Origin of the sequence: Rothia sp. HMSC069D01, assembly GCF_001810135.1 — a bacterium.
Lineage (GTDB): Bacteria > Actinomycetota > Actinomycetes > Actinomycetales > Micrococcaceae > Rothia.
The window spans coordinates 53,468-66,753 of sequence record NZ_KV800093.1 but is presented as its reverse complement, the minus strand read 5'-3'; the positions used below and the strand labels follow the sequence as shown (position 1 = coordinate 66,753).

Annotated in this window: 10 protein-coding genes; 2 read left to right on the top strand and 8 right to left on the bottom strand. The window is 61.4% G+C overall.

The features are described 5' to 3' along the window. Positions 1-71: 71 nt before the first annotated feature. From HMPREF2710_RS02965 to HMPREF2710_RS02935, 8 genes are all read right to left on the bottom strand, one after another. A complete protein-coding gene (locus tag HMPREF2710_RS02965) occupies positions 72-1,013 on the bottom strand; it encodes an inositol monophosphatase family protein (RefSeq protein WP_049347237.1) in 942 nt (313 codons plus the stop codon). Positions 1,014-1,094: 81 nt separating this feature from the next. After that, complete coding sequence (gene rsgA, locus HMPREF2710_RS02960; protein WP_049342178.1) at positions 1,095-2,222, bottom strand: ribosome small subunit-dependent GTPase A; 1,128 nt, start codon at positions 2,220-2,222, stop codon at positions 1,095-1,097. Then, entirely contained in the window at positions 2,223-3,719 is a 1,497-nt protein-coding gene (aroA, locus tag HMPREF2710_RS02955; RefSeq protein WP_070599439.1) for a 3-phosphoshikimate 1-carboxyvinyltransferase, read from the bottom strand. A gap of 274 nt (positions 3,720-3,993) precedes the next feature. Beyond that, positions 3,994-4,308, bottom strand: a complete 315-nt coding sequence (gene rsrA / locus HMPREF2710_RS02950) for a mycothiol system anti-sigma-R factor (RefSeq protein WP_070599437.1) — start codon at positions 4,306-4,308, stop codon at positions 3,994-3,996. A 92-nt stretch (positions 4,309-4,400) separates the two neighbouring features. Next, positions 4,401-5,141 carry a sigma-70 family RNA polymerase sigma factor gene (locus tag HMPREF2710_RS02945; protein WP_049358549.1) on the bottom strand — a complete coding sequence of 247 codons (741 nt, stop codon included), beginning with the start codon at positions 5,139-5,141 and terminating at the stop codon, positions 4,401-4,403. 157 nt (positions 5,142-5,298) lie between these two features. Next, entirely contained in the window at positions 5,299-5,373 is a 75-nt protein-coding gene (locus tag HMPREF2710_RS09620; protein ID WP_095343185.1) for a 50S ribosomal protein bL37, read from the bottom strand. Between the two features lie 230 nt (positions 5,374-5,603). Next, positions 5,604-6,203, bottom strand: coding sequence for a GDSL-type esterase/lipase family protein (locus tag HMPREF2710_RS02940; protein WP_005505446.1), 600 nt, complete (start codon positions 6,201-6,203; stop codon positions 5,604-5,606). Between the two features lie 220 nt (positions 6,204-6,423). Next, entirely contained in the window at positions 6,424-10,101 is a 3,678-nt protein-coding gene (locus HMPREF2710_RS02935; RefSeq protein ID WP_070599435.1) for a multifunctional oxoglutarate decarboxylase/oxoglutarate dehydrogenase thiamine pyrophosphate-binding subunit/dihydrolipoyllysine-residue succinyltransferase subunit, read from the bottom strand. Between the two features lie 587 nt (positions 10,102-10,688). Between HMPREF2710_RS02935 and HMPREF2710_RS02925 the strand changes: the two genes are divergently transcribed. Both HMPREF2710_RS02925 and HMPREF2710_RS02920 read left to right on the top strand, forming a co-directional pair. Beyond that, positions 10,689-12,023: a hemolysin family protein gene (locus HMPREF2710_RS02925; protein WP_070599432.1), complete on the top strand. Its 1,335-nt coding sequence runs from the start codon at positions 10,689-10,691 to the stop codon at positions 12,021-12,023. Further along, on the top strand, positions 12,020-13,102 hold the full coding sequence (locus tag HMPREF2710_RS02920) for a hemolysin family protein (RefSeq protein WP_070599430.1): 1,083 nt from the start codon (positions 12,020-12,022) through the stop codon (positions 13,100-13,102). Before HMPREF2710_RS02925 ends, HMPREF2710_RS02920 begins: the two co-directional genes overlap by 4 nt. Positions 13,103-13,286 lie beyond the last annotated feature (184 nt).

Genomic DNA, 13,286 nt, shown 5'->3' with positions numbered 1-13,286 from the left:
CGGCGGCTTTCCACTATCGGAAAGCCGCCGCCTCGCTATATTGTCACCGTCACCGGGGAGGGGAGTACAGACTAGGACCGGGGTGCGAGCGCCTCCAGCACCTGCTGCTGGACCGCCGCCGTATTACTTGCCACCAGGGACACCGGGTGCACACCGGCGACTGAAATGCCCGCGTGCTCGGGCAAATCGCCCTCCAGGGTGGAGGCGACGCCGCCAGCCTCGCGAATCAGCGGCAGTAGCGCCGCCACCTCGTAGAACGACAGGGATGCGTCCACGACGGTGTCCACAGCACCCTCAGCGAGCATACACGCCGCCCAGAACGAACCGTACGCACGGGAACGACCCACTGAGCACAGAAGCTGTACAAGCTCGCCAGAGCGGTCCACAGCGCCTTCAGAGGCCGCCTTCCAGGAGGAGAGATCGGTGTACGCGGCAGACAGCTGATCCAGCTGAGTCAGCGAAGACACCTCAAGACGAGTCGCCTGCGCCAAGGACTTACCCGTGTACGCGCCCGAGCCGCGAGCAGCCCACCAGCGGCGACCCAGCGCGGGTGCAGACACCACACCTACTACCGGCTCACCCTGATCCAGCAGAGCAATCAGAGTCGCCCACACCGGCACGCCGCGGCGAAAATTATCCTGCTCAGCAATCGGTGCAATCACCCACTGGCGCGCCGCCTGACCGTTATAGCCGGCATGGGCACCGGCAATACCGTCACGAGTACGCACACGCGACAGCTGCGCGCGCAGAAGCTCCTCAACTTCCTGAGCCACACTCGAGGCGTAATCGGCAGGCTCCTGCACCTGCGCCTGCGGTTCTACGGGCTGCTGAGTAGCCTGCTGCCACGGCGCCAACGGTGCCGCGGCGGGTGCCGCCTCGGCGGGCTCTACCACCTCGGATGCGGGGGAGAAGACCGGGCGGTCACGAAAACGCATGGCGCTCACACGATCGACGCTATCGGCAAGAATATGCGCAAGACGCAAATCGTCGGTGTACTGCTGGGGACGGCTCATAGTAATGCTCTTCTTCAGTATTCGGTGATGTAGTCAGCAAAAATGTGCGTGTAGTGCTGTGTGTAATGCAGTGGAGAGAACCTAGACGAGAGCGCCCAGTTCCTTCTCCGAATCGCCCTCTTCAGGAGTCAACAGCAGCAGCTTACGCAAGGACTCCAGGCGGGCGGGACCGCTCTCACCGGCACGACCGGCAGCAACGTACGCCTCCAGACCGCACTCGGGAGCCTGCGCCGCGTGCGTACACGCCTTCGGACAATCCGCCGCACCCGGCGCCAGGTCCACGAACGCCTCCACAACGGTCTCCGGCGGCACATGCGCCAGACCGAAAGAACGAATACCCGGAGTATCAATAATCCAGGTGCCCGGCTCCATCGGGTCGCCATTCGCATTCACCGGACGCAACGCCAACGCCGACGAGGAAGTGTGACGGCCACGGCCCGTCACCGCGTTCACATGACCGGTCGCACGCTCGGAGCCGGTCAGCGCATTCACCAGGGTCGACTTACCCACACCCGAATGACCCAGAAGCACCGACACCTGACCCAGCAGCTCCTGCAGAAGCTCCTGAACCGGTGCCGACTCCAAACCGGCAGCGCCCTCCTGGCTCGGCGCCAAACCATCCGAAGACGAGGACAGCACAATCTTCAAACCGCTCGCCGCATAGTAATCCAGCAGGTTCTGCGGGTACCGCACATCGGTCTTCGTAATGCACAGAATCGGCTCAATCCCGGCGTCAAACGCCGCTACCACGGCACGGTCAATGAAGCCGGTGCGCGGCTCCGGGTTCGCCGCAGCAACCACAATCACCAGCTGCTGAGCATTCGCCACGACCACGCGCTCCGACGGGTCGGTGTCATCGGCGCTACGGCGCAGAATCGAGGTGCGCTCGCCCAGACGCACAATGCGCGCCAGGGTATCCTTCGCACCGGAGGTGTCACCCACCAGGTCCACAAAGTCGCCGGTCACAATCGCGGTGCGGCGCAGCTCCTTAGCGCGCGCCGCAATGAGGGTACGCTCCTTCTCGGTACCCTCATCAACGACGACCGACCAGCGGCCGCGGTCCACCGTAATGACCCTGCCACGAATCGCTTCTTTGAAGGTCGGGCGGTCCTTCGTTCGGGGGCGGGAGCCCTTCTTGTTCGGGCGCACGCGCACATCCGACTCATCCCATTCGGAGAAATCGCGCACGTTCATGCGGGAAGAACCCATTTAGAAGACCTCCTGGTCGGCGGTAACGTCAGAGGTGGAAGCGCCGGCCTGCCATTGCGCCAGCATGTCCTCCCACATTGCGGTAAATTCGGGCATGGTCTTAGCCACGGTGGCTACGTTCTGCACCACCACATTGGGGCGGCGCAAACCAATAATCGCCGCGAAGGTTGCCATACGGTGATCGTCGTAGGTGCGCGCCAGAACCGGCTGAGCCTCAGCGGTAGCGGGGATGGGCGCCTCAAGCACCAGCGAATCGGCGGTGTCGTGGGCACTGCCTCCCAGGCGGTTAATCTCAGCGGCGAGCGCTGCGAGGCGGTCCGTCTCATGACCGCGCAGATGCGCAATGCCGGTCAGCTCAACGCGGCCATTCACGAAAGCGCAGGTAGCCGCCATGGTCGGCGCCAGCTCGCCACCGGCAGACAGGTCAAAGGAGAAGTCACCCTCGGGAAGCTGCGCCGGACCGGTCACAGTCAGACGGCCCTCAGCGTAGCGAACCTGCGCACCCAGCGCGGGCAGAAGCTCACGCCACATATCGCCCACCTGGGTCGTACCCGCCGAAGAATCAGCCGCGGGTGCCGGCCAGTGAGGAATAGTCACCGACTCGCCGGTAACCACGGCGGCGGCAAGGAACGGACCGGCATTCGAAAGGTCCGGCTCAATGGTCATCTCAAAGCCGGGGAAAGAACCGGGGTGAACCGTCCAACGGTACTCGCCGCCCTCTGCTTCGTTGCCTTGGTTCGGGTAGTGCTCCTGCACCCGAATACCCATCTGGCGTAGCGCCTCCACGGTCATCTGAATGTGCGGGATGGACGGTACCGAAGAACCCTCATGCACCAGCACCATGCCCTGCGGCAGGCGAGGCGCCATCAGCAACAGCGCCGAAACGAACTGGGACGAGGTCGAAGCATCAATACGAACCACGGGCGCCTCAGAGACACCCGCTGCGCTCGCCAGACCGGGGGAGTGCAGTACGAAGGGCAGAGCGTTCTCGCCCTGCTCACACTCCACCTGCACGCCCAGCTGACGCAGACCCTCCAGAACCGGACCCATCGGACGCTGACGAGCGTGCGGGTCACCGTCAAAAGCGAACTCACCCGGCAGAAGCGCCGCCAGAGCGGGTACAAAACGCATCACGGTACCGGCAAGACCACACTCAATCGACACCGTGCGCGGCTGAGCCTGTGCGGAATGTGCTTCCACAAAGCTCAGGGGAGTGACCTTTACATCCGGACCGAACGGCGAATCGGTGGGAACCAGCTCGATCCCCGCGCCCAGCTGGCGCAACGCCTCAATCATCAGCGCCGAATCGCGCGAATGTAGCGGCGCACGCAAATACGAAGGGGAATCAGCCAGAGCAGCAAGCAACAGATAACGGTTCGTGAGCGACTTAGAACCCGGAATATGCACCAGCGCGTTCTTGCCAGCGGTGTCGCTGGAGGCGGGTGCCAGGGGAGCGGGCCAATCGCCGGGGGAAAGCTTCACTGCTGCGTCGCTCATACATCCTCTTCTGGTTCAAATCATGGGGAGGGCGCAGGCTCAGAGAGGCTGCGCCGGTTGACGTCTACCCCTATTCTACCGGTTGAGGGTTTACGAGCCGCTGAGGGCTCCAGCGCTGAGATAGGCGGCTCGAACCAAGCAAAATGAACCAGACAGCGTGAACCAAACACCGCGCACCAAACAATACGAGTAAAGGCGGTGCACCGTTATTGGTGCACCGCCTTCACGCATCGTTCGATTTCTGTCCCGCAGTGGGACAACAGCTTGAGGCAGCTTAGAGGTTAGCCTCGGCGCAGAACTTCTGCACATCCTGCAGTAGACGCGCCTTCAGCTGCTCGGGCGCCTGCTGAGCGCACGAAGAACGCATCTTCTCACGAATCATCAGCTCAAAGTCCTTCACATCCGCGCAGTCGGGGCAGGCATCCAGATGCGCCTGAACCGTGCGCAGCTGCTCGGGGCTCAGCTCCCTATCGAGGAATTCGTAGAGGTGCTTGAGAGACGACGAGCAGGGCTGGCCGCCGCAATCCTCCAGCGGCTCAGAAGCCGCGGAGGCTTCGGGGACAGAAGAATTCTTGTCTGTGGTTGACATCGGGGTTCCTTTCACACGGAAGGTATAAAGCGTTAGGGGAGTCTAGCCCCAACCTGATGGGGGGGGGCTAACTCACGTGTAGAAGAGCGAAACTAAGAATCTGCAGGCGCCTCGGAGCCAGAGCCCGCCGGCGGGGACTTTACGCCCTTGGCCGTCTTAGTGCCCTTGGTAGCCTTTGCCGGCTGCCCCTTAGCGCTCGCCTTCGCGGCTGCTTTCGCCTCAGCCTTCGCTTCTACCTTTGCGATGGTTGACGGGCGCAGACCGTTCTCACGCGCATAATCGAGCAGCTTCTCACGCAGAATACGGCGGCCACGATGCAGACGAGACATCACCGTGCCCAGAGGGATATCCAGAATCTCCGCAATATCCTTGTACGCGAACCCCTCCACATCGGAGTAGTACACCACCATGCGGAAATCCTCAGACAGCTCGTTCAGAGCCTCACGAACCTCCGTATTCGGCAGGGCACTCAGCGCCTCCGCCTCGGCAGAACGCAGACCCACCGCATCATGCTCACCGGCCTGAGCCAGCTGCCAATCCTCCACCGTCTCACCCTGAGACTGCTGCGGCTCACGCTGACGCTTACGGTACAAATTGATGTACGTATTCGTCAGGATGCGGTACAGCCACGCCTTCAGGTTCGTACCCTCGGTGAACTGGTGGTACGAAGCAAAAGCCTTCATGTAGGTTTCCTGCACCAAGTCTTCAGCATCGGCAGAGTTGCGGCTCATCCGCAGGGCGGCAGCGTAGAGCTGATCCACATACTGCATAGCGTCCGCGGTAAAGCGTTCGCGCAGCTCGCGGGTATCCGCTGCGGTGTTGGTTTCAGCCATGTTTCTCCTCTACAGGAACGCGCCAGGCGTTCACTTCCATAACGTAGAATTCTTCTCTTTATTCCGCAGAATGCGCACAAACATCTGCGGGTAAAGCAAAACCCCGGGTCCGAATAATATCCGAAACGCCGGGGTTTTAAAGTGTATGCAAGATACCTTATGCGTTGGGGCGCTTACCGTGGTTTGCGCCGCCCTTACGACGGTCCTTGCGCTTACGACCGCGCTTGCTCATCAGAGCCTCCTTATAGTGTTCATGGATGCACGCCCCACCTTCGCGGTGCGCGCTCCCTATTACCTGCCCTAGCAGAGGCGGTCACCGAAAACCGGTGCTCCACGCTATAAGGGCAACGCCGTCTATTTTTTCATAGAAACGGCATGATTGCATCTTGGAACCGGGATATGAGCTAAAAAACACGAACTTTCTTCGCATCAGCTCACAACCCCAGCCGGGGGAGCGGGCTCTTAGCCGTGCTCAGGAATGTTCAGCCAGTTGTACCAGCCGCGGTGCAGAACCAGCCACGCCATCAGACCGTAACCGGACTGACCCGGGCGGCCGTCATTCGCGGCAAGGTCGTTGCGCCACTGCTCGTGGTGAAGCAACGGGTTGAAGGTATCCACGTACACGTGGTTACGGCGGGTCACCACATCCGCGTACGCCGCCGACAGGTCAGCAATACGGCGGTTACGCTCAGCGTCCAGGGTCGGCGGCGGACCAACAACCAGAACCTTAATGTTGTTCTGCGACGCCATATCCACAATGTTCGCCAGGTTCAAACGCGAACGAGCGCTGGTCAGACCCAAATCAATGTCAAAGGTCGACGGAGCAATAATGAGGCGGTTATCAGCACCGGGAACGAAGCGGCGGCGTGCCTCCTCGAACCAGCGTGCATTCAGCTGCTCGCTACCTTCATTGGGGGCGGCAAGGTTATATGCCGCAATGGATGCAGTGGTCTGCGGGGTGCGCGCCATAACGCGGCCAAACCAGCCGAGGGTACGGGGGTCGCCAACACCGGCGAGCAGGTCATCGCCGACTGCCACAATTCGAATATTGCGTTGCTCCACGGAATTCTTTCTTCAGCAGGATGCGCCCGCCGTGAGAGGCGGCAAGGCACGTGAGTAATAGTCTTCATATCTAGGATAAGCGCTCTTGAGCCTCTTTTCGAACTTAATACCCTCTCCGGTAAGCATCCGAGACTAAAAAACCCGTCTGCCCGCCAGAAACATCTGACGGGAAGACGGGTTTTGAAGAGCTAAAACCTTAGCAGTTTAGCTGTAGAAGACCTTAGCCTTCGAAGACCTGCTTGAGCAGAGCCTGAGCCTCAGCTTCGTGCAGCTTACCGGTACCGGCAGCCGGGGAAGCAGCTGCGGGGCGGGAAGCAAGACGCATACGGCGGTCGATCAGCGGCTGCAGGTTGAGAGCCATGAACGGCCACTGACCCTGGTTAGCAGGCTCGTCCTGAGCCCACACAACGTCGGTAGCGTTCGAGTACAGAGCCAGCTGCTCCTTGACCTCCTGCTCGGGCAGCGGGTACAGCTGCTCCACCGAGACAATAGCGGTCTTGGTGTCGCCGCGGCGCTCGCGCTCAGCTTCCAGATCGTAGTAGAGACGACCGGATACGAAGACCACACGCTCAACCTGAGCCGGGTTAATACCCGAACGGTCACCAATCACCGGCTGGAACGAACCCTCGGTGAAGTCCTCAATGGAGGACGCAGCAGCCTTCAGACGCAGCAACTGCTTGGGGCTAATCACCACGAGCGGCTTGTACGGACGGTGCTGAGAGTGACGACGCAGCAGGTGGAAGTGCGAAGCCGGAGTCGAGGGGCAGGCAACAGTCATGTTGTTCTCAGCGCACAGCTGCAGGTAACGCTCAACACGAGCCGAGGAGTGGTCAGGACCCTGACCCTCGTAGCCGTGAGGAAGCAGCATAACCAGCGAGGAGCGCTGGCCCCACTTCTGCTCGGAGGAAGACACGAACTCATCAATGATGGTCTGAGCGCCGTTTGCGAAGTCACCGAACTGAGCCTCCCACACCACGAGCGAGTCGGGGCGCTCCACCGAGTAGCCGTACTCGAAGCCGAGAACGCCGTACTCAGAGAGGAAGGAGTTGTAGATACGGAACTTGCCCTGGTCCTCAGAGAGGTGCTCCAGCGGCGACCACTCTTCATCAGTGATGTGGTCGTGCAGAACAGCGTGACGCTGGACGAAGGTACCGCGCTGAACATCCTGACCGCTCATACGAACGTCGGTGCCCTCCATCAGCAGCGAACCGAAGGCGAGCAGTTCACCCATACCCCAGTTCACGTTGCCGGTGCGGCCCATCTCAACGCGCTGCTCCATGAGCTTCTTCAGCTTCTTGTGGACGGTGAAGCCTTCGGGAGCCTTACCGAACGCGTCAGCGATGTGCTGCAGAGTCTCACGGGAGATCGCAGTCTTACCGCCGTGAACGACCTCGGTGTTCTGCTGAGCAGCAGGCAGTTCCAGACCGGAAACGTGCGCGCCAGCAGGAGCCGGTGCCGAAGACTGAGTCTCGACGAAGATAGCGTCCAGCTTCGAGTGGTAAGAGTCCAGAACTTCGTCTGCCTCTTCCTGAGAGACATCGCCGCGACCGACCAGGTCCTGTGCGTACAGGGTGCGGGTCGAGGGCAGGACGTCAATATCCTGGTACATCTTCGGCTGGGTCATCGACGGATCGTCAGCCTCGTTGTGACCGCGGCGGCGGTAGCAAATCAGGTCAATGACAACGTCGCGGCCGAAGCGCTCGCGGTACTCGAATGCCAGGCGTGCGGCGCGAACCACTGCATCCGGGTCATCAGCGTTGACGTGGAAGACCGGAGCCTTGGTCATACGCGCAATGTCGGAGGCGTGGGTTGCGGTGCGGCCGTCGTTCGGCAGGGTGGTGAAGCCAATCTGGTTGTTCACCACAACGTGCACGGTGCCGCCGGTGGTGTACGCCTTCAGGTCAGCCATCTGCAGGGTCTCCATGACGATACCCTGGCCAGCGAACGCTGCGTCACCGTGAATCAGGATCGGCAGGACCGGGTGGCCCTCAACGCCCTGCTCACGGTAGACGTCCTGCTTAGCGCGGACGATACCCTCGAGCACGGTGTTTGCAGCCTCAAGGTGCGAGGGGTTAGCAGCCACGTACACCTGGGTCTGCTTACCGGAATCGGAGGTGAAGACACCCTCGGTACCGAGGTGGTACTTCACGTCACCGGAACCGCCCTCGTAGGGTGCTGCGGTGCCGGAGAACTCACGGAAAATCTGGGCGTAGGACTTACCAGCAATGTTGGTCAGCACGTTCAGGCGACCGCGGTGTGCCATACCAATGGCAACGCCCTTCAGGTCGTTGTTAGCGGCCTTATCCAGAACAGCATCCAGCAACGGAATCAGGGACTCGCCACCCTCCAGGGAGAAGCGCTTCTGACCCAGGTACTTGGTCTGCAGGAAGTTCTCGAATGCCTCAGCCTCAACCAGCTTGGAGAGAACGCGCAGCTGCTCCTCGCGGGTGGGCTTAGCAACGCCGCGCTCCAGGCGCTCCTGGAACCATGCGCGAACCTCGGGGTCCTCAGAGTACATGTACTCAACGGACAGGGAGCCGGAGTATGCCTCGTGCAGGCGCTCCAGGATGGTGCGCAGCGGCAGACGCTCAGCGCCGCCGAAGCCACCGGTCGGGTAGACGCGGTCCAGATCCCACAGGGTCAGGCCGTAGTTCTCCAGCTTCAGGTCCGGGTGCGAACGCATCTTGTAGCCAACGGGGTTGGTTGCTGCGGTCAGGTGACCGTGCACGCGGTACGCGTGAATCAGCTGCTGAATACGTGCAACCTTGGAAATCTCGTGAGCGTCATCGACGTGGTTGTCGCGTGCCCAACGGACCGGCTCGAAGGGAACCTTCAAATCGCGGAAGATAGCGTCGTAGAAGTCGTCGCCGCCAAGCAGGTAGTGCTCAACCAGCTTCAGGAACTCACCGGAACCTGCGCCCTGAATGACGCGGTGGTCGTAGGTGCTGGTCAGGGTGATGATCTTGGACAGGCCCTGCTGGGTGATGAGCTTCTCGGACAGGCCGCGGAACTCAGCCGGGTACTCCAGAGCACCCACACCGATGATCGCTGCCTGGCCCTTGGAGAGGCGGGGCACCGAGTGGACGGTACCGATACCACCGGGGTTGGTCAGCGAAACAGTGGTGCCGCGGAAGTCCTCAATGGTCAGCGCGCCGTTACGGCCACGCTTAACGATGTCGTTGTACGCATCCCAGAACTCACGGAAGCTCAGCTGCTCAGCACCCTTAAGGTTCGGAACGACCAGGTTGCGGGAGCCGTCGGGGCGGGGCAGGTCAATAGCCAGACCAAAGTTTACGTGTGCGTTGTGGATTGCAACGGGCTTGCCCTTCTCGTCCACACCGTAGGTCACGTTCATCGAGGGCATCGCTGCCACTGCGCGAATCACAGCGTAACCAATGATGTGGGTGAAGGAAACCTTGCCGCCGCGGGTGCTTGCCAGGTACTTGTTGATGGCTGCGCGGTTCTCAATGAGCAGCTTTGCGGGGACCGCACGAACGGTGGTTGCGGTGGGGACAGTCAGCGACTCTTCCATGGTCGTGACGACTGCCTTAGCAGGGCCGCGGAGGGGGACAATCTTGTCTTCAGCAGGTTCCACAGTTTCAGCCTTCTTGGTAGCAGCGGGAGGGGTGGGGTTAGCAGGCGCAGCCGCAGGCTTCGGTGCCGCGGGGGCGGGAGTTGCTACAGGTGCGGCAGGTGCAGCCGGTGCGGCGGGTGCCGCAGCAGGAGCTGCACTAGCGGTACCGGCGCCTCCCAGCGCCTTATCGATGGTCTCAAAAATGGGCCACCATGAAGGGTCCACGAGGCTCTTGTCCTTCTGGTAACGCTCGTACTGTTCTTCAACGAACCATTCGTTACCGGCAAATTCCTCAGGCACCAGATGTTCTGGCAGATTTGGCACGTTAAACGCCTCTTCCAATTAGTGTGAATTTATCCGTCGCGTCCGGGACTCTCCCCGGCATAGACGACCCGCGTCTTCGAGGGGCGAATCATCACGCTGAGCATGTGCGCATCGCCTAAGATGGTGGCCGTATGTGCGGGGTGTGCACCGTACAAACCTGCCTAGCGTGCCGTGAACGTCGGGGTTCATCCGCTTGCATGGCGGCACACTCATGCTCCTATGTATAAGTGTAAAGAGAAGCACGGTGAACTTTCCAGCTCATCGCGCTATATCCGCAATGCAATTTTTCACTCTTGCTGATTCGCAATGAGCCGCGTGTGCAACAAGTGCTGTCTTGTGCTTGTGAGCAGGCACTCTACAGCACTGGGAAGAGACGAAACCTTCGCTAAAATATGGGGTATGGATGACCCTTTGAGTAAGACTCTGACTACTAGCCAGCGCAGAATACTGCCCGCGTACTCTGCGCAACACGGCACTGTAACACCCAAAAACACCACCTCCGATGCTCAGCATCTGGACAGCCTGACTGCGGGGCTACCCCGCCAGGCCCAAGGCGCCGCACACCAGTCGATGGAGGCGGTGGCTGAGTGGATCTGATTCTCCTACTCATCGGCCTGCTCCTCATCCTGGGAACGGGCTTCTTCGTTGCCGTAGAGTTCTCCCTCGTGGCACTCGAAACCGCGACCGTGCAGCAGGCAAAGGACTCCGGCGATAAAGCCGCCGACGCCGTCCTGCGCTGCCTCAAGACGCTCTCTACTCAGCTCTCCAGCTGCCAGATCGGCATCACCATCACCACGCTGCTGACCGGTTACACCCTCGACGCTGCCATCAAGGCGCTCACCACCGGCGCCATCAGCAGCCTGGGTCTGCCCACCAGCGTGACCGACGTACTCACCCTGGTGCTGGCGATGCTCATCGCAACCCTGCTCTCCATGGTCGTCGGCGAACTGCTGCCCAAGGGCCTCGCTATCGCCGAACCCTACGATGTGGCGCGTCGAGTCGCCCCCGCGCAGCTCGCCTTCACCCGCGTCATGTCCCCGCTCGTGCGCTTCATGAACGGCTCCGCCAACTGGATTCTCGGACGTTTTGGCATGGAAGCCAAAGAGGAACTCTCCGCGGCACGCACCCCCGAAGAGCTCTCCTCCATGGTGCGCCGCTCCGCAGAAGAAGGCACCCTCGACTCCGACACGGCACGCTTCGTGGACCGCACTCTGCGCTTCTCCGAGCTGACCGCCTCCGAAGTGATGACCCCGCGCGGCCAGGTCGCCATGCTCGAAGACACCGCCCCCGTCGCCGAAGTCATCAAACTGGCACGCTCCACCGGCCACTCCCGATTCCCGCTCTACAAGGGCGACCACGACAACATCGTGGGCGTCGTACACGTGAAGAAGGCAGTCGGCGTGCCCCCGGAGGTTCGCGAAACCCTCGAAGCCGGCGCCCTCGCAGAAGACGTGCTGCAGGTCCCCGAAACCCTGCACCTGGACGCGCTGCTCACCCAGCTGCGCCAGGGCGCCCTGCAGCTCGCCGTAGTCCTCGACGAATACGGCGGAACCGCAGGCATCGCAACCCTCGAAGACCTCGTCGAAGAAATCGTCGGCGAAGTCTCCGACGAACACGACCGCGGCCGCACCGAACGCCCCCTACGCTACGGCAACGGCGACTGGGTGTTCTCCGGCCTGCGCCGCCCCGACGAAATCAACACCCTCATCCCCGGGCTCGAGGTTGAGGAAAGCTCCGAATACGAAACCGTCGGCGGCTTCATGATGGAACGGCTCGGACGCATCCCCGAAGTAGGCGACAGCGTCCCCGTAACCGGCGGCACCCTGCGCGTCGACACCCTCGAAGGCCGCCGCGTGGACCGCATCCGATTCACCCCCGCACCTAGCGCACAGGAACAGACCGAGAAGGGAGGCAACGCATGAACGACTGGGTAGCCATCGCACTGCTCGTCATCCTGCTCGCCGGAAACGCCTTCTTCGTCGCCGGTGAATTCGCCATCATGTCCACCCGACGAGCACAAATCGAACCGCTCGCCGAAGAAGGCAATAAGCGAGCGCAGACCGTCATCTACGCGTTAGAGAACGTCTCGCTCATGCTCGCCACCTGCCAGCTGGGCATCACCATCTGCTCGCTGCTGATCCTGAACGTCTCAGAACCGGCGCTGCACCACATGCTGGAGGTGCCCCTGCACCTGGTCGGTCTGCCCCACGCGATCGTGGACGTAATCGCTTTCGGCATCACTCTGATCCTGGTCACCTACCTGCACGTGATCTTCGGCGAGATGGTTCCCAAGAACGCCGCCGTGACCCTCGCCGCCCGCGGTGTGGCTCTCTGGATTGTGCCGACCCTGGTGACCTTCTCCAAGATTTTCGCCCCCGTGGTCGCCCTGCTGAACAACCTGTCCAACAAGCTGCTGGCGCTCATGAAGGTCGACACGAAGGACGAAGTCGCCTCCACCTTCACCCTGGGCGAGCTGCAGACCATCGTGGCAACCTCAACCGCGGAAGGCACCGTGGAAGACGATGCCGGCGTGATTGAAAGTGCCCTCGAATTCACTGAGAAGGACGTCTACGAAATCATGGTGCCCGGCGATAGGCTCGTCACCCTGCCCTTCGGCAGCACCCCCGCCGAACTGGAACGCGCCGTGGCACGCAGCGGCTACTCCCGCTTCGTCATTACCGACAGCGACGGAACCTACATGGGCTACCTGCACGTGAAGGATGCCCTCGCCATCGCCCCCGAGCGGTTCGACGAGCCCTTCCCCTGGTACAAGCTACGTTCCCTGGACACGCTCACCCCGACCACCGATATTGACGATGCGCTCGCCTCCATGCAGCGCAGCCGAACCCATATCGCGCAGGTTATGGATGAGCAGGGCGTAACCCTCGGCGTGGTCTTCCTTGAAGACGTGCTGGAGGAGCTCGTTGGTGAAATCAACGACACCACCCAGGATGCGGTGCGTGAGCGTGTACGCCGACAGCAGTCGCGTGAAGCCCAGTAATAAGCCCAGTAGCCGTATCGTGAGATACCTCGAATAAAACAGGGAAATCTTGAACACACAGCCCGCCCGGTGCCCTCGTCAAAGAGGGCGAGGGGCGGGCTGTTTTGCGGTTAAAAACGTCTTATGGATGCCCCCAAGGGGCACTCTCAGACGGAGGGATGAAGCGGCAGTATAAAGTAGCGGT